Raw genomic sequence first — 20,812 nt, 5'->3', positions numbered from 1 at the left:
AAGAAGAGAGAAGCCTATGTTTGGTGGAAAAGGCGGTCTGGGTGGCCTGATGAAGCAGGCTCAGCAGATGCAGGAAAAAATGCAGAAGATGCAGGAAGAGATCGCTCAGCTGGAAGTCACGGGTGAATCGGGTGCCGGTCTGGTCAAGGTGACCATCAACGGTGCGCACAACTGCCGTCGCGTTGAAATCGACCCGAGCCTGCTCGAAGACGACAAAGAGATGCTGGAAGATCTGGTTGCAGCCGCGTTTAACGATGCTGCTCGCCGTATCGACGAAACCCAGAAAGAGAAAATGGCCTCTGTTTCCAGCGGTATGCAACTGCCGCCGGGCTTTAAGATGCCATTCTGATGCAAACCAGTCCGCTGCTCACGCAGTTAATGGAAGCACTGCGCTGCCTGCCGGGCGTTGGCCCGAAGTCGGCGCAGCGTATGGCGTTTACGCTATTGCAGCGCGACCGCAGCGGCGGGATGCGCCTGGCGCAGGCTCTGACCCGCGCCATGTCAGAAATTGGTCACTGTGCGGATTGCCGGACCTTTACCGAGCAGGACGTCTGTAACATCTGCACGAACCCGCGTCGTCAGGAAAACGGTCAGATTTGCGTGGTGGAGAGTCCGGCGGACATCTACGCCATCGAACAAACCGGGCAGTTTTCCGGCCGCTATTTCGTGCTGATGGGGCATCTCTCCCCGCTGGACGGCATCGGCCCGGATGATATCGGTCTCGATCGTCTTGAACAGCGTCTTGAGTCCGAGACGATCAAAGAGGTGATCCTCGCCACCAACCCGACGGTGGAAGGGGAGGCAACCGCCAACTACATCGCCGAGCTGTGCGCGCAGTACGGCGTTGACGCCAGCCGCATCGCCCACGGCGTGCCGGTCGGCGGTGAGCTGGAGATGGTCGACGGCACCACGCTGTCGCACTCGCTGGCCGGACGACACAAGATTATTTTCTGACCAAACGGAGGCTGCGTGCGCGGCCTCCGCTTGAAAATTCCCCCCCTTATCCCCATCTCTCACTCAACGTTTTACAACCCCATTAAATGGCATTGTTGAGGTCGACTTAGATGAAAGGACAAGAAACCCGTGGTTTCCAGTCAGAAGTAAAACAGCTTCTGCACCTGATGATCCATTCCCTGTATTCCAACAAAGAAATCTTCCTGCGTGAGCTGATTTCCAACGCCTCCGATGCGGCGGACAAGCTGCGCTTCCGCGCGCTGTCCAACCCGGATCTGTACGAAGGCGATGGCGAACTGCGCGTGCGCGTCTCTTTTAATAAAGAGAACCGCACCCTGACGATTGCCGATAATGGCATCGGGATGAACCGCGACGAGGTGATCGACCATCTCGGCACCATCGCTAAATCCGGCACCAAAGCGTTCCTCGAGTCCATGGGCTCTGACCAGGCGAAAGACAGCCAGCTGATCGGTCAGTTCGGCGTAGGCTTCTACTCGGCATTCATCGTGGCGGATAAAGTCACCGTGCGCACCCGCGCCGCGGGCGACAGCGCCGAAAACGGCGTGCTGTGGGAATCCAAAGGGGAAGGCGAATACACCGTTGATGATATCACCAAAGCGGATCGCGGCACCGAAATCACTCTGCACCTGCGCGAAGGCGAAGACGATTTCCTGAACGACTGGCGTGTACGCTCCATCATCAGCAAATATTCTGACCACATCGCGCTGCCGGTTGAGATTGAAAAACAGGAAGAGAAAGACGGCGAAACCGTGGTTTCCTGGGAGAAAATCAACAAGGCGCAGGCGCTGTGGACGCGCAACAAAGCTGAAATTAAAGACGACGAGTACAACGAGTTTTACAAGCACATCGCCCACGACTTTACCGACCCGCTGACCTGGAGCCACAACCGTGTGGAAGGGAAGCAGGAGTACACCAGCCTGCTGTACATTCCGGCGCAGGCGCCGTGGGACATGTGGAACCGCGATCACAAGCACGGCCTGAAGCTGTACGTGCAGCGCGTCTTCATCATGGACGACGCCGAGCAGTTCATGCCGAACTACCTGCGCTTTGTGCGTGGCCTGATAGATTCCAACGATCTGCCGCTGAACGTCTCCCGTGAAATTCTCCAGGACAGCACCGTCACCCGTAACCTGCGTAACGCCCTGACCAAGCGAGCGTTGCAGATGCTGGAAAAACTGGCGAAAGACGATGCGGAAAAATACCAGACCTTCTGGAAACAGTTCGGCCTGGTGCTGAAAGAAGGCCCGGCGGAAGACACCGCGAACGTGGAAGCTATCGCTAAACTGCTGCGCTTCGCCTCTACGCACAACGACTCCTCCGCCCAGACCGTATCGCTGGAAGAGTACGTCTCCCGCATGAAAGAAGGGCAGGAGAAGATCTACTACATCACCGCCGACAGCTATGCGGCAGCGAAGAGCAGTCCGCATCTGGAGCTGCTGCGTAAGAAAGGCATCGAAGTGCTGCTGCTGTCTGACCGCATCGACGAGTGGATGATGAACTACCTGACCGAGTTCGACGGTAAATCCTTCCAGTCCGTTGCTAAAGCCGACGAGTCTATCGATAAGCTGGCGGATGAAGTGGACGACAGCGCGAAGGAAGCCGAGAAGGCGCTGGAGCCGTTCGTTGAGCGCGTGAAAACCCTGCTGGGCGACCGCGTGAAAGAGGTGCGCTTCACGCACCGTCTGACCGATACGCCAGCCATTGTCACCACCGATGCGGACGAAATGAGCACCCAGATGGCGAAACTGTTCGCTGCGGCGGGCCAGGCCGTGCCGGAAGTGAAATATATCTTTGAGCTTAATCCGGATCATCCGCTGGTGAAACGCGCGGCGGATACCCAGGACGACGCCCGCTTTGCGGAGTGGGTTGAACTGCTGCTGGATCAGTCCCTGCTGGCCGAGCGCGGCACCCTGGAAGATCCTAACCTGTTCATTAAACGTGTGAATGCGCTGCTGCTGGCGTAATACAAAACCTACCCCTCACCCTGGCCCTCTCCCCAAAGGGGAGAGGGTATAATCGTCCCCTCTCCCCTTTGGGGAGAGAGTTAGGGTGAGGGGGCATTCTCGCACTAACCCAAATAATCTCCCCCCGTTAACCGTTTCAGCCTCCCCGCCTTCCTTGAGCGATACCCGTTCTGGTGGTATTGTTTAGCGCTTTTGAAAAATTGAATCGACATTTGAGGGGATTTTCGCAATGCGTATTATTCTGCTTGGCGCTCCGGGCGCGGGTAAGGGAACTCAGGCTCAGTTCATCATGGAGAAATACGGTATTCCGCAAATCTCTACTGGTGACATGCTGCGTGCCGCTGTTAAATCTGGCTCCGAGCTGGGCAAACAAGCTAAAGACATCATGGACGCAGGCAAGCTGGTGACCGACGAACTGGTTATCGCGCTGGTAAAAGAGCGCATTGCTCAGGAAGACTGCCGCAATGGTTTCCTGCTGGACGGCTTCCCGCGCACCATTCCTCAGGCTGACGCCATGAAAGAAGCGGGCATCAACGTGGATTACGTGCTGGAGTTCGATGTACCGGACGAACTGATCGTTGACCGTATCGTTGGCCGTCGCGTGCACGCTGCCTCTGGCCGCGTTTACCACATCAAATTCAACCCACCTAAGGTTGAAGGCAAAGACGACGTGACCGGCGAAGAGCTGACCACCCGTAAAGACGACCAGGAAGAAACCGTGCGTAAACGCCTGGTGGAATACCATCAGATGACCGCACCGCTGATCGGCTACTACTCCAAAGAGGCGCAGGCGGGTAACACCAAATACGCGAAAGTTGACGGCACCAAAGCCGTGGCTGACGTACGTGCAGAGCTGGAAAAAATCCTCGGCTAAGCGCACCTCTCTCACCCGGAGCCCCGGGTGAGAAAAATTCTCATCTTACCTATTACAGCAATGGGTTTCGTTTAAACGCATTTCCGCTACAATTGACAGCCTATCAAATGGTTAAGAGGCGTGAATGAGTCAGGCGAAAACCGGCATCCTGCTTGCCAATCTGGGCACCCCAGAAGCACCTACTCCAGCGGCGGTAAAACGCTACCTGCGACAATTTTTAAGCGACACGCGCGTCGTGGATACCCCAAGACTGCTGTGGTGGCCACTGCTGCGTGGTGTCATTCTGCCGATTCGTTCTCCGCGTGTAGCAAAGCTCTATCAGTCCGTGTGGATGGAAGAAGGCTCGCCGCTGATGGTCTACAGCCGTCGTCAGGAGAAGGCGCTGGCCGCCCGTCTGCCGGACATGCCCGTTGCGCTCGGTATGAGCTACGGTAAGCCATCCCTGGAAAGCGCCGTCGACTCTCTGCTGGCGCAGGGCGTTGAACACATTGTGGTGCTGGCCCTTTATCCGCAGTATTCGTGCTCCACGGTGGCTGCCGTCTGGGACGAACTGGCACGCATTCTGGCGACCCGCCGCCGTATACCGGGCATCACCTTTATCCGCGACTACGCCGATAACGAGCTGTACATTCAGGCGCTTGCCAGCAGCGCGCGCGCGTCGTTTGAAAAACACGGCGAGCCGGATCTGCTGCTGCTCTCCTATCACGGTATTCCGCAGCGTTTCGCGAACGAAGGGGACGATTACCCCCAGCGTTGCCGCGATACCACCCGCGAGCTGGTCTCCGCCCTCGGCCTGCCGCCTGAGAAGGTTATGATGACCTTCCAGTCGCGCTTCGGTCGTGAACCGTGGTTGACCCCGTATACTGATGAAACGCTAAAAATGCTGGGCGAGAAGGGCGTGAAGCACATTCAGGTTATGTCGCCGGGCTTCTCGGCGGATTGTCTGGAAACGCTGGAAGAGATTGCCGTCCAGAACAAAGAGTTCTTCATGGAGGCCGGCGGAACGAAATACGAATACATTCCTGCGCTTAACGACTCCCCTGAACACATCGATATGATGGTGTCACTGGTCACCACCCGCCGCTGATCGCGTTACGGGCCGGGTTTGTGCTACCATTCCCGGCCCGTATTCTTTGCACAGTTCAGACCATGAAATTTCCCGGTAAACGTAAGTCCAAACACTATTTCCCCGTCGATGCCCGCGATCCGCTGTTACAGCAAATTCAGCAGGAAAGCGAAACCAGCGCTGCCTGGGTGGTCGGTATCGATCAGACGCTGGTGGACATTGAAGCCAAAGTGGATGATGCGTTTGTCGCACGTTACGGTCTGAGCGCCGGGCACTCGCTGGTGATTGAGGATGACGTTGCCGAAGCGCTGTATCAGGAACTGATGCGCGAAAATCTTATCACCCACCAGTTTGCTGGCGGCACCATCGGTAACACCATGCACAACTACTCCGTTCTGGCAGACGACCGCTCGGTGCTGCTTGGCGTGATGTGCAGCAATATCGAAATCGGTGGCTACGCCTACCGCTACCTGTGCAATACCTCCAGCCGCACCGATCTGAACTATTTGCAGGGCGTTGACGGGCCAATTGGTCGTTGCTTTACGCTGATAAGCGATTCCGGCGAGCGTACCTTTGCCATCAGCCCCGGCCATATGAACAAGCTACGCGCTGAAAGTATTCCGGAAGAGGTGATCGCGGGCGCGTCTGCGCTGGTGTTGACGTCTTATCTGGTGCGCTGCAAGCCGGGCGAACCAATGCCGGACGCAACCATGAAGGCAATTGAGTATGCGAAGAAATACAACGTGCCTGTGGTTCTGACGCTGGGCACCAAATTCGTCATTGCCGACAACCCGGAGTGGTGGCAGGCCTTCCTGAAAGAACACGTCTCGATTCTGGCGATGAATGAAGAAGAAGCCGAAGCGCTGACCGGCGAAAGCGATCCGCTGCTGGCGTCTGATAAGGCGCTGGACTGGGTGGATCTGGTGCTCTGCACCGCCGGGCCGGTCGGGCTGTACATGGCGGGCTTCACGGAAGAAGAGAGCAAGCGGAAAACCCAGCACCCGCTGCTGCCGGGCGCTATCGCCGAATTTAACCAGTACGAGTTCAGCCGCGCCATGCGTCATAAAGACTGCATCAACCCGCTGCGTATCTTCTCCCACATTGCACCGTATATGGGTGGCCCCGAGAAGATCATGAACACCAACGGCGCGGGCGACGGCGCGCTGGCCGCGCTGCTGCACGACATCACCGCTAACGCCTACCACAAAACCAATGTGCCGAATTCCAGCAAACACACCTTCAACTGGCTGACCTATTCCTCGCTGGCGCAGGTGTGCAAGTACGCGAACCGCGTGAGTTATCAGGTGCTGAACCAGCATTCACCGCGCTTAACGCGTGGGCTGCCGGAACGGGAAGACAGCCTCGAAGAGGCGTATTGGGACAGGTAAAAGAAGACCCCTCACCCTGGCCCTCTCCCCTTTGGGGAGAGGGCCAGGGTGAGGGGACCAGGCCGCACAAAATTTACCCCGTCACCGCCTCTTCAACCGGCGGCTTCGTCAGCATTGTCAGCATCGTATTCGCAATCTCACGCTCACCCATCACCACCTGATTCGCGCCGCGCTCGGTAATGTACTCCACTTCGTCATCATAATGGGCGCGGGCTATGATTTCGATATGCGGGCATTTTTCACGGGCTGTGGCGACAATCTCGCCAGCCTCGTAACCGTTCGGGATAGTGAGCAGCAGCCAGCGAGCGCAGTCCAGATGCGCCAGATTCATAATCTCTTCGTTAGCCGCGTTGCCCAGCACCGCGCGGATGCCGCGCTCGCGAAGCTCGTCGACGCGAGTGCGTGACGTTTCAATCACTACAAGTGGAATGCCCTGAGCCATCAGTTTTTCACCCAGCAGGCTGCCGACGCGGCCAAAACCGACCAGCAGTGCGTGGTTGCAGATATCCACCGGGATCTGTTTCTCTTCTTCTGTCGCCTCTTCCAGCGTCAGCTCTTCGAGGGTTTCGGTCTTCTCGAGATATTTCTCCAGCAGGGCAAACAATACCGGGTTCAACATGATGGAGAGGATCGCCCCCGCCAGCACCAGATTTTGCCCAGCCTGTGGCAGCAGGTTCAGGGCCATCCCCAGACCAGCCAGAATAAAGGCGAACTCGCCAATCTGCGCCAGGCTGGCAGCGATGGTCAGCGCCGTGCGCGGCGAGTGACCGAACATCCGCACCAGGAAGAAGGCGGCAACGGACTTACCAAAGATGATGATTGCCAGCGTACCCAGCACGGCCAGCGGCTGCTGGATGAGGATCATCGGGTCGAACAGCATCCCGACGGAGACAAAGAACAGCACCGCGAACGCATCACGTAGTGGCAGAGTATCGTGCGCGGCACGGTGGCTCAGCTCGGACTCGTTCAGCACCATCCCGGCGAAGAACGCGCCCAGCGCAAAGGAGACGTCAAACAGCTCGACAGCGCCAAAGGCAATGCCCAGCGCCAGCGCAAGGACCGAAAGCGTGAACAGTTCACGCGAGCCGGTGGCGGCGCTGCGGGACATGATCCACGGCACCAGACGGCGGCCCACCAGCATCATGATGGCAATAAACGCCACAACCTTACCGATGGTAATGCTCATATCCAGCGCCAGCGAAGCGAAGCCGATATTCTCTTTTTCCATCATCCCGGCGACGGCGGGCAGCAGTACCAGCGTCAACACCATCACCAGATCTTCAACTATCAGCCAGCCAATCGCGATTTGCCCGCGCTGGCTGTCTATCAGCTGCCTCTCTTCAAGCGCGCGCAGCAGCACCACGGTACTGGCGGTTGAAAGACACAGCCCAAATACGATACCGGTCATGATTGACCAGCCCAGCACCGCCGAAAGCGCCATGCCCAGCAGCGTCGCCACCCCTATCTGGGCGATCGCTCCCGGTATGGCGATCGACTTTACCGCCATCAGATCCTTTAGGGAAAAATGCAGTCCGACGCCAAACATCAGCAGGATAACGCCCAGTTCCGCCAGCTCCGGTGCAAGTTTGGTATCTGCGACAAAACCCGGCGTAAAGGGTCCTGCCAGCACGCCCGCTAACAAATAGCCTACCAGGGGCGAAATACGCAGTTTGTTGGCAATCATACCGAGGATAAAAGCGAGCACAAGTCCACCAACAATGGTGGTGATAAGCGGTGTGGCGTGGTGCATTCCGTCTCCTTTCGCGATGGGTGATCCATTTTTGGTGCAAATACCAAAAAGCCGATTAATAGTTTATGACAATTTTTACGCTTATGTTTATGAATAATTGTTGAAATCACAATAAAAAGGCAATAAGCACGAAAAAAGGCAGATTTTGATAAATTTGCTGAGGGGAGGGAGAGGAAAGCCTTATGGCATCAGGTTATCCGGCTGCCAAAGTTTAACTTTGGCAGCCATGAAGTTACGCTTTATGACGGTTGTCAGGCAGGAATATGGTCAACATCCCCAGAAGTGGCAGGAAAGCGCAGATTTTATAGACCAGGAAGATGCTGGTGTGGTCTGCAACCATCCCTAACACGGCGGCGCCAAGGCCGCCCATGCCAAAGGCAAAACCGAAAAAGAGACCGGAAACCATACCGATACGTCCCGGCAGCAGCTCCTGCGCATAGACCAGAATGGCTGAAAACGCCGACGCGAGAATAAAACCAATAATCACTGTCAATATTCCGGTCCATTCCAGCGTTGCGTACGGTAAAACAAGCGTAAACGGCGCAACGCCGAGGATAGAGCCCCAAATCACATATTTACGTCCGATTTTATCTCCCACAGGGCCGCCAATCACCGTGCCTGCCGCCACCGCAAACAGGAAGGCAAAGAGATGGAACTGGGCGTTTTGTACCGATAATCCGAATTTTTGCATCAGATAGAAGGTGTAATAGCTGCTAATGCTCGCCATATAGAAATATTTCGAGAAAATCAGCACCAGCAACACGCTGACGGCAAGGATCACCTTATTACGCGGAAGGGGATTGGTTATCTTCGCGACAGGTTTTCCCTTATTTACGCGGTGCTGCGCGGCATACCAGCGGCTGATTTGCGCCAGGACGACAATCGCCAGCAGCGCGGCCAGCACAAACCACGCCACGTTGCCTTTGCCGTAAGGCGCGATAATTACCGCCGCCAGCAGAGGACCGAGGGAGCTACCAAAGTTCCCCCCCACCTGGAACAGAGACTGCGCCAGCCCGTGGCGTCCGCCGGAGGCCATACGCGCCACGCGGGACGATTCCGGATGGAACACCGATGAACCGGTTCCTACCAGCGCCGCTGCAACCAGTACCGCCTCAAAGCTGCCCGCCATGGCCAGCAGCACCAGCCCGCTCAGGGTGAAGCACATCCCAATGGGCAGCGACCATGGCATCGGGTATTTGTCCGTCCAGTAGCCCACCACCGGCTGTAGCAGCGAAGAGGCCAGCTGGAAGGTCAGGGTAATCATCCCGATCTGCACGAAGGTTAATGAGAACTCAGACTGCAACAGCGGGTAGATCGCCAGAATCAGCGACTGGATCATGTCGTTGAGCAGATGAGAGAGACTGATTGCGCCTAATACTTTGAAGGAAGTGCGCGATTTCGGCGGCGACGCCGGAACGCCCTGAACAGGCTGGGTTGATTCACTGATTGCCATAAATACCACGTCAATTTGTAATTAGAGATGCAGGGAGTAATTATTATCCGACTAACATACCCGTCCGTGACATTTGAAGAAAGTCGCAATTCTGAAAACTTATTTGTCTATTCTTGCGAGTCACTGTAATTTTTGCGTTTGTCTATGGGTCAGGGAGAGAGAAGATGAAGTTAATAAAGCGTGGCGTCGCGCTGGCGCTCATCGCCGCATGGGGGCTGACAAGCCTGCCCGCGCAGGCGTATGAAAAAGATAAAACCTATAAAATTACCATTCTGCATACTAACGATCATCACGGCCATTTCTGGCGCAGCGAATACGGTGAATATGGCCTGGCGGCGCAAAAAACGCTGGTGGACGGCATTCGTAAAGAGGTCTCGGCTCAGGGCGGCAGCGTGCTGTTGCTGTCGGGCGGGGATATTAATACCGGCGTACCGGAATCTGATTTGCAGGATGCCGAGCCTGATTTCCGCGGCATGAATTTAATTGGTTACGACGCGATGGCGGTCGGAAACCACGAGTTTGATAACCCGCTGAGCGTATTGCGCCAGCAGGAAAAGTGGTCCAAATTTCCGTTCCTTTCCGCCAATATTTATCAGAAAAGCACCGGCGAGCGCCTGTTTAAACCGTGGGCGCTGTTTAAGCGTCAGGATCTTAAGATCGCGGTCATCGGCTTAACCACCGACGATACGGCCAAAATTGGCAACCCTGAATTTTTCACCGACATCGAATTCCGTAAACCGGCGGACGAAGCGAAGCTGGTGATCCAGGAGTTGCAGCAGAATGAAAAACCGGATGTGATTATCGCTACCACCCACATGGGGCATTACGACAACGGTCAGCACGGCTCTAACGCGCCGGGCGACGTGGAGATGGCGCGCAGCCTTCCTGCGGGCTCGCTGGCGATGATTGTGGGCGGTCACTCACAGGATCCGGTCTGCATGGCTTCTGAGAATAAAAAGCAGGTAGATTATGTGCCCGGCACGCCGTGCGCGCCGGATCGTCAGAACGGGATCTGGATTGTACAGGCCCACGAGTGGGGTAAATACGTAGGCCGTGCGGATTTCGAATTCCGTAACGGCGAGATGAAGCTGGTGCACTATCAGCTCATCCCGGTCAACCTGAAGAAGAAAGTAACCTACCCGGACGGCAAAAGCGAGCGGGTACTCTACACGCCAGAGATCGCTGAAAACCAGCAGATGCTCTCCCTGCTGACGCCGTTCCAGAGCAAAGGGAAAGCGCAGCTGGACGTGAAGATTGGCACGCTTAACGGACGACTGGAAGGGGACCGCAGCAAAGTCCGCTTCGTACAAACCAACATGGGGCGTCTGGTGCTGGCCGCGCAGATGGCGCGCACGAATGCGGATTTCGGCGTGATGAGCGGCGGCGGTATTCGTGATTCCATCGAAGGCGGAAACATCACCTATAAAGACGTGCTCAAAGTGCAGCCGTTTGGCAACGTGGTGGTGTATGCGGACATGAGCGGGAAAGAGGTAATTGACTACCTGACCGCCGTGGCGCAGATGAAGCCGGACTCCGGAGCGTATCCGCAGTTTGCTAACGTCAGCTTCGTCGCGAAGGACGGTAAGCTCAACGATCTCAAAATCAAAGGCGAACCTGTTGATCCGGCGAAAACCTACCGCCTGGCAACGTTAAGCTTTAACGCCACCGGCGGCGACGGCTATCCGCATATCGATAACAAACCGGGCTATGTAAATACCGGGTTTATTGATGCGGAAGTGTTAAAGCAGTTTATCCAGCAAAATTCACCGATTGACGTGAACGCGTATGAGCCGAAGGGCGAGGTGAGCTGGCAGTAGAGCGGGTGTGTTGTGCCGGGTGGCGGCTACGCCTTACCCGGCCTACATTCGAATCGTAGGCCCGGTATGCGCAGCGCCACCGGGCAATTTTCTCAATCCCTGCGCGCAATATCCGCAAATTTCGCGTCCAGCATTTTCGCCAGATCGCCTGCGGCCAGTTCGATATCCAGCCCGCGTTTGCCGCCAGAAATATAGATCGTCTCAAATTCCTGCGAAGGCGCATCGATCAGGGTCGGCAGACGCTTTTTCTGGCCGAGCGGGCTGATCCCGCCGACCAGATAACCCGTAGTGCGTTGCGCAACCATCGGGTCTGCCATATCGACCTTTTTCGCTCCCAGCGCTTTGGCCACTTTCTTCAGATCAAGCTGTCCGGCGACGGGCGTCACTGCCACGGCGAGGTGCTTCATATCGCCATTCACCGCGACCAGCAGCGTTTTGTAGACCTGGTCCGCGTTCAGCCCCAGCTTGCGCACCACTTCATCACCAAAGTTGGTTTCGTTCGGATCGTGATCGTAGGTGTGGATCCGGAAAGAAATTTTGTTTTTTTCGAGTAATTTAACGGCGGGAGTCATGGCTATCCTTCTTACGACAGACGGTTCATGCCAGCAGCATACGCCTGACGTTTGTCTAAAAAATAGCACCATCTTGCGCAATAGTATTGGCAGTGATGGTTACTTTGAGCGACAATCGGCGTAGCCGAAGGTCACTTCGGTATAATAAAAACGATGAAATTCCTCTTTGACGGGCCAATAGAAATATTGGCCATTTTTTTATTTCAGCAGCGACGGCAAATTCCCTTCTCCGTACAAATGCAACGCGCCAACCGCGACAACATAACGACCGGCAGGCAGGGCATACAGCGTCTCCCGCCACGCCTGGTTGCGCGCGTTCATCAGCACATCATACAACGATTCACTGAACGTCGACGGTAACGCCAGCTTACCGTCTGCGGGCGGCGCATCCAGCCACCAGCCAATCATCGTTTGCAGCAGACGCGCGTTGGTGTGCCAGTGGGTCAGGGTATCATCCAGTAGCATCTTGCCGTCATCAGGAAGCTGGCGAAGAAGCGCAATCTGGCTGTCCGTGCCTTCCAGTTCAATGACGGACAGGTTGCACGCCTTTGCCGCATTCAGCAGTTGATAATCGATACCGTAATCGCCGCGCAGCCCCAGGCGCTGCGCCTGGGTTGCCTGTAGCACCATGGCAATTTGCCACAGGGGCAGGGTGTCGAGCATTGAGAGCGAGACGCCGGACTCATCCGCAAGACGGGTAAGCTCAGCCAGCTGCGTCTCGTTAAGACGTTCAGCCAGGGGGCGGTCGCTTTCCAGCCCGGCAAACGGCGATTCATGGCCGGAGATGTCGGCTTCGACGATCAGCGCGTCGGCGCGCTTCAGTAGTTTAATCAGGCCGGAGGGCAGGGGGGACATATCCTGCGTGCCCATATGAATGCTTCCCACCAGGTGCAGTTGCTGCCCACCCGGAAGCGAAATATCCATACCGGGCCAGGCATAACGGCGGGGAAAAAGGGCGCGAAACGATGTTTTTATACGATTAAACAGACCCATACGCGCTCCATGACCGGAAAGGTTCATGCTAGCGCGTACGGGTACAAGGTTCAATCCTTCGGTTTAAACCGCAGCAGACGGTTAGCGTTGCTCACCACGGTAATTGACGAGAGCGCCATCGCCGCACCCGCAACAACCGGGTTCAGCAGGGTGCCGGTCAGCGGCCACAAAATCCCGGCGGCAATCGGAATGCCGAGCGAGTTATAGACGAACGCCCCCAGCAGGTTCTGCTTCATGTTGCGCAACGTGGCTTTCGAAATCGCCAGCGCATCCGCCACGCCCATCAGGCTGTGGCGCATCAGGGTGATCGCCGCGGTTTCAATGGCGACATCGCTCCCGCCGCCCATCGCAATACCTACGTCAGCCTGCGCCAGCGCCGGGGCGTCGTTAATGCCGTCGCCCACCATCGCCACCTGACGACCATCACGTTGCAATTTCCTGATGGCGTCCGCTTTGCCATCCGGCAGCACGCCGGCTATCACCTCATCAATCCCGGCTTCTCTGGCGATGGCGTTAGCGGTAGTCGGGTTATCACCGGTTAACATCACCAGGCGATAGCCCGCATGGTGCAGGCGTTGCAAGGCATCCACGCTGTCCTGGCGTAACGGATCGCGTACGGCCAGCAGCGCCGCCACCTGACCATCCCTCGCCAGCAGAACCGGCGTCGCGCCCTGAGAGGCCTGCGCGTTCAGCTCAGCGTCCAGCACGGACGTATCAACACCGTGTTCAGTTAGCAGTGCCTGGTTACCCAGCAGCAGCGTATGGCCTTCTGCTTCACCGCTGACCCCTAAACCGCGCAGAGTGCGGAAGTTGCTTACCTGCGGCAGGCGGGCATCACCGGCTTTCTCAAGGATGGCGCGCGCCAGCGGGTGACTGGAGCCTTGTTCCAGCGCGGCGGCCAGGCGCAGGGCATCCGTCTCCGTACAGCCAATGGTATTAACGGCCACTACCTGCGGTTTGCCCTCGGTGAGCGTGCCGGTTTTGTCAAAGACGAGGGTGTCCAGCGTGCTTGCCCGTTGCAGGGCGTCAGCATCACGGACCAGTACGCCAAATTCGGCGGCGCGTCCGACGCCAGAGATAATCGACATCGGCGTGGCCAGACCAAGGGCACAAGGGCAGGCGATGATCAGTACCGTGGTGGCGATCACCAGGGTGTAGACAATCTGCGGCGCCGGGCCGAAGAAATACCAGATTGCCGCGCTCAGCAGGGCAATACCGACCACCACTGGCACAAAAATGGCGGAGATTTTATCGGCAAGCTGACCAATTTCCGGCTTACTGCTCTGCGCCTGGCGGACCATCCGAATGATGCGTGACAGTGTGGTATGGCTGCCAACGGCGCTGGCGCGGAACAGCACGCTGCCGTCCTGTACCACCGTACCCGCATGCACCGCATCGCCCTGAGATTTCTGCTGGGGGATCGGCTCACCGGTTAGCATGGCTTCATCAAGCCAGGCATCGCCCTGGGTGATTTCACCGTCGACGGGTACGCGGTCGCCGGTGGTGAGACGCAGCGTCATACCGGGTTGCACCTCTGAGAGAGGAACGTTTTTTTCCCCATCGTCGGTGACCACGCGGGCCGTCGGCGGGGTTAAATCGAGTAATCTCTCCAGCGCTTTCGACGAGCGCTGACGCGCGCGGGCTTCGAGCATATGGCCTAAGTTAATCAGACCTATAATCATCGCGCTCGCTTCATAATAGAGATGGCGCGCCTCCATCGGGAACCACTGCGGCCAGACGTTAACGCTCATCGAATACAGCCACGCAGCGCCCGTCCCGAGCGCGACCAGCGTGTCCATCGTCGCGGTGCGGTTTTTCAGGCTCTTCCAGGCGCTGGTATAGAAATGTCCGCCTGCAAACACCATCACCGCTAGGGTAATCAGACCAATCACCAGCCACAGGGTGCGGTTGTCTGCGGTGACCATCATGTTGTCACCCATCATGCCCCACACCATCACCGGAATACCGACCAGCAGGGCGACGATCGCCTGCCAGCGGAAGCGCTTCATGGTGGCGACAGCCGTTTCCTGCTGGCGCTCGCGGCGCTCGGCATCATCTTCGATGGCCTCCGCCCCGTAGCCCGCTTTCTCCACGGCCTGCACTAAATCTGCGGCGGAGGCACTGCCCATCACCAGCGCAGTACGCTCCGCCAGGTTTACCCGTGCCTGTGCGACGCCCGGTACCGCCTGTAAGGCGTTTTGTACCCGGGAGACACAGCTGGCGCAGCTCATGCCGTTGATCAGCAGCTGTTGGCTGTCATCAATATCATCAGCTACCGGAAGCTCAGGAGTGGCCGCTGTCAGTGCTTCCGACGGGGATGATGACTCTGCCAGCGGTTTAGCCTTTGGGTGGCTTAACTCCGCCCCGTAACCGGCCTGTTTAATGGTATCAATCAGCTCGTCGGCGCTGGCGCTGCCGGTCACGGCGGCATGATCGATAGTCACCTCAGCGCTTTCCACATCAGGACGCTGCTCCAGGCTTTCTTTAACACGTTTGACACAGTGGCCGCAGGAGAGGCCGTCCAGTGTCAGGTCAATAGTGTGAGACATAACAAAACTCCCGTATAATGTTCTGGTCAATTGTTGACCTTCACTCTGCTTTTCGCTAACTGTTATAAAGGTTAAACCTTCCATCAAGGGGAAGGTCAAGGGGGAAATGTGAATATCAGCGATGTTGCGAAAAAAACCGGCTTAACCAGCAAAGCGATTCGCTTTTATGAGGAAAAAGGGCTGGTGACGCCACCGTTGCGCAGTGAGAACGGCTACCGCAGCTATACGCAACTGCATCTTGATGAACTGACGTTACTGCGCCAGGCAAGACAGGTAGGATTTAACCTTGAAGAGTGCGGCGAGCTGGTTAACCTGTTTAACGATCCGAAACGCCACAGTGCCGACGTGAAAAAACGTACGCTGGAAAAAGTGGCGGAGATCGAACGCCATATCATCGAATTACAGGCGATGCGTGAGCAACTGTTACAGCTGGCAGAATCCTGCCCGGGAGATGACAGCGCCGAGTGCCCGATTATCGACAATCTTTCCGGTTGCTGCCACCGTAAAACCCACGCCTAACAGGCTTTAACCCGCAGGGTAATGCCTTCTACCGCAATGACCTCAACCCGCGTGCCGGCGCTGAGGTCATCATCGGCCACTACCGGCCATGAACTGTCCCCCACGCGCATATGACCGCGTCCGTTGATCAGCGCGTTATCAAGCGTAAAACGTTTACCCACGATCTGCTGCCCACGCTGATTGAGATGCGCGTCGACCGGCTTCTGCGCCTTCACCCGTTTGTTCAGCCAGCGCCACCACAGCCAGGCGGCCAGCAGCGTCAGCACGGCAAACAGCGCGCCCTGCCACTCCCAGCCGACAGGCAGCAGCCAGACGACCAGCCCGGTAATCACAGCGGCAACACCGCTCCACAGCAGATAACCGTTGCCGCCAAGCATCTCGGCGGCCAGCAGCAAGCCGCCAAGGCTTAGCCAGAACGCATGAGGATGTGCAACGATGAGCTCAATCATTTTTTACGCTCGTTTCCGCCGTCTTTGATCAACTCGGCAATTCCGGCGATAGATCCCATCAGACTGCTGGCATCCAGCGGCATCATCACCACTTTGCTGTTGTTCGCAGAGCCGATCTCCTTCAGCGCATCGGTATATTTTTGCGCGACGAAGTAGTTCACAGCCTGGATATCCCCGGCGGCAATCGCCTCGGAAACCATTTGCGTCGCGCGGGCTTCCGCTTCTGCCGAACGTTCACGCGCTTCTGCCTGGAGGAAGGCAGACTGACGGTCGCCCTCGGCTTTCAGGATCTGCGACTGTTTTTCCCCTTCCGCTTTCAGGATCTCGGCCTGACGCACCCCTTCGGCTTCAAGAATATAGGCGCGTTTGGTACGCTCGGCCTTCATCTGCGCATTCATGGAAGCAATCAGCTCTGCCGGTGGGCGCACGTCGCGGATCTCAATGCGGGTCACTTTGATCCCCCACGGATTGGTGGCTTCATCAACAATGTGCAGCAGGCGGGTATTAATGCTGTCGCGCTGGGAGAGCATTTCGTCCAGCTCCATCGAGCCAAGCACAGTACGGATGTTGGTCATCGTCAGGTTGACGATCGCCAGCTCCAGGTTGCTCACCTCATAGGCCGCTTTCGGCGCATCAATCACCTGAATAAAGCACACCGCATCGATGGTGACGTTGGCGTTATCCTTAGAGATGACTTCCTGGGAAGGAATATCCAGCACCTGCTCCATCATGTTGATTTTACGCCCAATTCTGTCCATGAAGGGGACGATCAGGCTTAAACCCGGCTGAAGGGTATTGGTGTAGCGACCGAAACGTTCGACGGTCCACTGGTAACCCTGCGGGACAATTTTGACGCCTGCGCCCACGATAACCAGCGCAACGAAAATAAGGACAGGAACAACGATGAGCATAAAAACCTCCTGTTTTGCATGCCGTAACGAGAAAAATTGCGTATTTGTTGAACGTAAGTATATCGGTTAACGGGCGGGATTTCGCCCCTGTAAAGAGGTGGGAACCGGACTGGTAAAATTAAAACGCCCCGCCAGGAGAGCGGGGCGCATAGCGTTACTCTACAGACCAGGTATAGCTGAAGTCGGTGATAAACCCATCCCCGGCGTCAGCGATGGCTTTCGATAAGCCCTGATAGTATTTTTCCAGGCCGATGGCCTCTATCTGCTGGATCTGCTCGCGAACGGGCGCGCAGAACAGTACTGCATTGCCCGCTCCGACACGTTTGTTGTTCGGCGGCAGATCGCCGGTAATCCCCTTAAACCAGGTTCTGATCCCTTGCTTTAAGCTGTGCGGCGCTTTTGCAAGATCCTTCTGGCCTGTCAGCACCTGTAAGGTGGGGAACTCATTTGCATTGACGGCGGTTTTCATGCGTGCAAAGAACGCGGTAAAAAGCTCAAAAGAGCCGAGATCCGTGACGCGAGGCTTGGTGGTTTTTCCGTTTTTATTGCCCATTTTTCCGGCAGGGGCTGTAGGCGCCGGAACCACATTGACCTTATGCAGATCCAGACCAAACAGCAGATTGCAGTGCGCCCGGCGCTCTTTAAGCGGGTAGGACATTAGCACGTCAATAAACGCCGTCGCCTTCACATCGGCCAGGTCATGGTTAATCAGCCATTGCGAGCGGGCAAATTCCGCGGGGGAAACGAACCAGTCCGGCACCTCAGTAAAGCGTCTGGATTTACCCTTGCCGTCAAACTCGAGAAAGTAAGCCCCATCATCGAAAGCAAAATAGCAGTTTTTAAAGCTTCCGATCGTGGTGTTAACGATGAGCGCCTTCTTAACAAAATCGACCACCTCTGCACCCATGACAAAACGCGTGAGTTCAGAAGAATTGATGACTTCCATTAATGTTTCCACATCTGGAACACCAGGCTTCAGGGAAGAGAACTCATAAAAGATATGTGTCATGTTGCTGACTTCCTGTAGTTATAGAGGTGACAATTACCGAACAAAAAGTTTAACACTTGCGATAGGTTAAGGCTATTCGCGCAGCGTAGCGGAAAGGATTATGCTAAAGGCTGTTCTTATCACAGCGGTTAACGGAATCGGAATGAATAATAAAAAAAATCTTCTGGATATCAGGGATGTTGGCTTTCGTGTGGGTGATAACACCATCCTTCAGCACGTCGATTTTTGTCTCTCTCCGGGCGAATTTAAACTCATAACCGGCCCCTCCGGCTGCGGCAAAAGCACCCTCCTGAAAATCGTGGCTTCGCTACTGAGTCCAACGGAGGGAACCATCCTGTTTGAAGGGAAAGATATCGCCACGCTTACACCGGAAAGCTATCGCCAGCAGGTGTCATACTGCGTGCAAACGCCGTCCCTGTTTGGCGACACGGTGTACGACAATCTGGTTTTCCCCTGGCACATCCGCAACCAAACGCCCGATCCGAAAAAGTTTGCGGACGATCTGACCCGTTTTGGGCTTCCGCCGGAGACGCTGACCAAATCGACTGCCGAACTGTCAGGCGGGGAAAAGCAGCGCGTCTCGCTGATCCGTAACCTGCAATTCCTGCCGAAGGTGCTTTTGCTGGATGAAATCACCAGCGCGCTGGATGACGCTAACAAGCGCAACGTCAATGAGATTATTCATCGCTACGTCCGTGAACAGGATATTGCCGTGCTGTGGGTGACGCACGATTCAAATGAAATTAGCCATGCGGATGATGTCATCACGCTCAGGCCGCAGGGCGGGAAAATGGAGGAGGCTCACCGTGGGTGAACATAACATAACCAACGAATCGCTGGCGCTGTCGATGGTGCTGGTGCTGGTGGCGATTGTGGTCAGCTACCGGGAGAAGCTGGGGCTGGAAAAAGATATTCTGTGGAGTATCGTTCGCGCGGTCATTCAGCTCATCATCGTCGGCTATGTGCTGAAATACATCTTCAACGTCAATCATGCCGTGCTGACCCTGTTGATGGTGCTGTTTATCTGCTTTAACGCGGCATGGAACGCGCAGAAACGCAGTAAATACATCGATAAAGCGTTCCTCTCGTCGTTTATTGCCATCACCACCGGGACCGCGTTAACGCTGGCGGTACTGGTGCTCTCCGGCTCGATAGAATTTACGCCGATGCAGGTGATCCCCATTTCCGGGATGATTGCGGGCAATGCGATGGTGGCGGTCGGGTTATGCTACAACAATCTGGGGCAACGCTTCAGCAGTGAACAGCAACAGCTTCAGGAGAAGCTAAGCCTGGGCGCGACACCGAAGGTGGCCTCGGCGCGGTTGATCCGCGACAGCATTCGTTCTTCGCTGATCCCAACGGTGGATTCCGCCAAAACCGTGGGTCTGGTGAGCCTGCCGGGCATGATGTCGGGGCTAATTTTTGCCGGTATCGATCCGGTAAAAGCGATTAAATACCAGATTATGGTGACGTTTATGCTGCTCTCTACGGCGAGCCTGTCGACGATTATTGCCTGCTATCTGACCTATCGGAAGTTTTACAACGCGCGCCACCAGCTGGTGGTGACGCAGTTGAAAAAGACGGGGTAATATCGGCTTTTGTAGACCCGGCAGCGTTAGCGCCACCGGGCATTTTTGTTAGTAAAGCAATGCGTACAGCTGACGACGATACTTAGACGCCAGCGCGTCACCGGTGCCGAGCGCGGCCAGGATCTCCTGGAACATCTTTCGCGCCTGACCGTCTGCGGCGCCCAGGTCCTTCTGAAGGTGGCTAAACAGCAGCTCCAGCGCCTCTTCATTACGCCCCACCTGATGAAGCTGAAGCGCCAGCTGGCTTGCCAGCGCGGCATCCGCCGGGTTGTCCGCAACCTGCTGCTGAAGTTGCTGAATTTCAGGGGTATCCGCCGCCTGTTTCAGCAGGTCAATCTGCGCCACCAGGCCCTGATAGCGGGTGTCCTGATCCTGCATCGGCACCGTTTTCAGCACGGCTTCCGCGTCTTCGGGGCGGTGCAGCGCAATCTGGGTCTCTGCCAGCAGCAGACCAATCTGGCTGTTCTGGTTCGACAGCTGCCACGCGTCTTTTAACAGCGGCAGCGCCTCGTCGTACTTGCCTTCCTGCATCAGCGCCATGGCTTCCTGCGCTTTCAGCTCTTCTTCGCGCGGCAGGACTTTATCCAGCAGGGCGCGGATCGCCTCTTCCGGCTGCGGCCCCTGGAAGCCATCCACCGGCTGACCGTTCTGGAACAGGTAGACGGTTGGGATCGCACGCAGGCCAAACTGGGAAGCCACCATCGGTTCGGCGTCACAATCCAGCTTCGCCAGAATAAATTGACCGTTGTACTGCGCGGCAAGGCTTTCCAGGACCGGCGTCAGCTGCAGGCAGTGTTGGCTGCGTTCAGACCAGAAGTAGAACAGCACCGGTGTAGTCATTGACTGTTCGAGTGTCTGTTGCAGGTTAGCTTCAGTTATGTTGACGATATTCTGTACGGACATGCGGCATTCTCTTTTATCGGTTTACTCTTTA

Annotated in this window: 19 protein-coding genes; 10 read left to right on the top strand and 9 right to left on the bottom strand. The window is 56.3% G+C overall.

The genetic code is table 11. From position 1 onward, the window contains the following. Positions 1 to 16: 16 nt before the first annotated feature. From SK51_RS21575 to SK51_RS21550, 6 genes are all read left to right on the top strand, one after another. The gene (locus SK51_RS21575; protein WP_003858972.1) at positions 17 to 349 is read left to right on the top strand and encodes a YbaB/EbfC family nucleoid-associated protein; all 333 of its coding nucleotides are present in this window, start codon (positions 17 to 19) and stop codon (positions 347 to 349) included. Further along, positions 349 to 954 (top strand): recombination mediator RecR, encoded by a 606-nt coding sequence (gene recR, locus SK51_RS21570; RefSeq protein ID WP_006809843.1) that lies wholly within the window; start codon positions 349 to 351, stop codon positions 952 to 954. Before SK51_RS21575 ends, recR begins: the two co-directional genes overlap by 1 nt. Positions 955 to 1,064: 110 nt before the next feature. After that, positions 1,065 to 2,939, top strand: coding sequence for a molecular chaperone HtpG (htpG, locus tag SK51_RS21565; protein ID WP_015571245.1), 1,875 nt, complete (start codon positions 1,065 to 1,067; stop codon positions 2,937 to 2,939). A 229-nt stretch (positions 2,940 to 3,168) separates the two neighbouring features. After that, the gene (gene adk / locus SK51_RS21560) at positions 3,169 to 3,813 is read left to right on the top strand and encodes an adenylate kinase (protein ID WP_022647279.1); all 645 of its coding nucleotides are present in this window, start codon (positions 3,169 to 3,171) and stop codon (positions 3,811 to 3,813) included. Between the two features lie 124 nt (positions 3,814 to 3,937). Continuing rightward, entirely contained in the window at positions 3,938 to 4,900 is a 963-nt protein-coding gene (hemH, locus tag SK51_RS21555; RefSeq protein ID WP_017383216.1) for a ferrochelatase, read from the top strand. Positions 4,901 to 4,962: 62 nt separating this feature from the next. Then, a complete protein-coding gene (locus SK51_RS21550; RefSeq protein WP_022647280.1) occupies positions 4,963 to 6,267 on the top strand; it encodes an inosine/guanosine kinase in 1,305 nt (434 codons plus the stop codon). Positions 6,268 to 6,340: 73 nt separating this feature from the next. On the opposite strand, the gene ybaL is transcribed toward SK51_RS21550, so the two are convergent. Beyond that, positions 6,341 to 8,017, bottom strand: a complete 1,677-nt coding sequence (ybaL, locus tag SK51_RS21545; RefSeq protein ID WP_022647281.1) for a YbaL family putative K(+) efflux transporter — start codon at positions 8,015 to 8,017, stop codon at positions 6,341 to 6,343. A gap of 232 nt (positions 8,018 to 8,249) precedes the next feature. Continuing rightward, positions 8,250 to 9,470 (bottom strand): MFS transporter, encoded by a 1,221-nt coding sequence (locus tag SK51_RS21540; RefSeq protein ID WP_022647282.1) that lies wholly within the window; start codon positions 9,468 to 9,470, stop codon positions 8,250 to 8,252. Between the two features lie 164 nt (positions 9,471 to 9,634). Here SK51_RS21540 and ushA point away from each other — a divergent pair, with 164 nt between their 5' ends. Further along, entirely contained in the window at positions 9,635 to 11,287 is a 1,653-nt protein-coding gene (gene ushA / locus SK51_RS21535; protein ID WP_023305601.1) for a bifunctional UDP-sugar hydrolase/5'-nucleotidase UshA, read from the top strand. 92 nt (positions 11,288 to 11,379) lie between these two features. Here ushA and ybaK read toward each other — a convergent pair whose 3' ends face one another. The 3 genes from ybaK to copA form a co-directional block, all read right to left on the bottom strand. After that, positions 11,380 to 11,859: a Cys-tRNA(Pro)/Cys-tRNA(Cys) deacylase YbaK gene (ybaK, locus tag SK51_RS21530; RefSeq protein WP_010428207.1), complete on the bottom strand. Its 480-nt coding sequence runs from the start codon at positions 11,857 to 11,859 to the stop codon at positions 11,380 to 11,382. A gap of 198 nt (positions 11,860 to 12,057) precedes the next feature. Further along, the gene (locus tag SK51_RS21525; protein WP_022647284.1) at positions 12,058 to 12,852 is read right to left on the bottom strand and encodes a TraB/GumN family protein; all 795 of its coding nucleotides are present in this window, start codon (positions 12,850 to 12,852) and stop codon (positions 12,058 to 12,060) included. Positions 12,853 to 12,902: 50 nt separating this feature from the next. Continuing rightward, positions 12,903 to 15,401: a copper-exporting P-type ATPase CopA gene (gene copA, locus SK51_RS21520; RefSeq protein ID WP_023305603.1), complete on the bottom strand. Its 2,499-nt coding sequence runs from the start codon at positions 15,399 to 15,401 to the stop codon at positions 12,903 to 12,905. A 108-nt stretch (positions 15,402 to 15,509) separates the two neighbouring features. Here copA and cueR point away from each other — a divergent pair, with 108 nt between their 5' ends. Then, entirely contained in the window at positions 15,510 to 15,920 is a 411-nt protein-coding gene (gene cueR, locus SK51_RS21515) for a Cu(I)-responsive transcriptional regulator (protein ID WP_017383222.1), read from the top strand. Here the strand turns inward: cueR and SK51_RS21510 are convergent. The 3 genes from SK51_RS21510 to SK51_RS21500 form a co-directional block, all read right to left on the bottom strand. Continuing rightward, positions 15,917 to 16,369, bottom strand: coding sequence for an NfeD family protein (locus SK51_RS21510; RefSeq protein WP_023305604.1), 453 nt, complete (start codon positions 16,367 to 16,369; stop codon positions 15,917 to 15,919). The two genes, cueR and SK51_RS21510, sit on opposite strands and share 4 nt — an antisense overlap. Beyond that, a complete protein-coding gene (locus tag SK51_RS21505) occupies positions 16,366 to 17,280 on the bottom strand; it encodes an SPFH domain-containing protein (protein WP_003858941.1) in 915 nt (304 codons plus the stop codon). Before SK51_RS21505 ends, SK51_RS21510 begins: the two co-directional genes overlap by 4 nt. Positions 17,281 to 17,434: 154 nt before the next feature. Further along, the gene (locus tag SK51_RS21500; RefSeq protein ID WP_023305605.1) at positions 17,435 to 18,289 is read right to left on the bottom strand and encodes a hypothetical protein; all 855 of its coding nucleotides are present in this window, start codon (positions 18,287 to 18,289) and stop codon (positions 17,435 to 17,437) included. Between the two features lie 142 nt (positions 18,290 to 18,431). Here SK51_RS21500 and fetA point away from each other — a divergent pair, with 142 nt between their 5' ends. Then, a complete protein-coding gene (fetA, locus tag SK51_RS21495; protein ID WP_023305606.1) occupies positions 18,432 to 19,103 on the top strand; it encodes an iron efflux ABC transporter ATP-binding subunit FetA in 672 nt (223 codons plus the stop codon). Beyond that, the gene (gene fetB, locus SK51_RS21490) at positions 19,096 to 19,878 is read left to right on the top strand and encodes an iron efflux ABC transporter permease subunit FetB (RefSeq protein WP_022647290.1); all 783 of its coding nucleotides are present in this window, start codon (positions 19,096 to 19,098) and stop codon (positions 19,876 to 19,878) included. The genes fetA and fetB overlap by 8 nt, the downstream gene beginning before the upstream one ends. Before the next feature lie 48 nt (positions 19,879 to 19,926). Here fetB and SK51_RS21485 read toward each other — a convergent pair whose 3' ends face one another. Beyond that, complete coding sequence (locus tag SK51_RS21485) at positions 19,927 to 20,781, bottom strand: co-chaperone YbbN (RefSeq protein ID WP_022647291.1); 855 nt, start codon at positions 20,779 to 20,781, stop codon at positions 19,927 to 19,929. Positions 20,782 to 20,812 lie beyond the last annotated feature (31 nt).

Origin of the sequence: Enterobacter sp. MGH85, assembly GCF_001037655.1 — a bacterium.
GTDB classification, from domain to species: domain Bacteria; phylum Pseudomonadota; class Gammaproteobacteria; order Enterobacterales; family Enterobacteriaceae; genus Enterobacter; species Enterobacter intestinihominis.
This window is presented reverse-complemented; position numbering and strand designations above follow the sequence as displayed.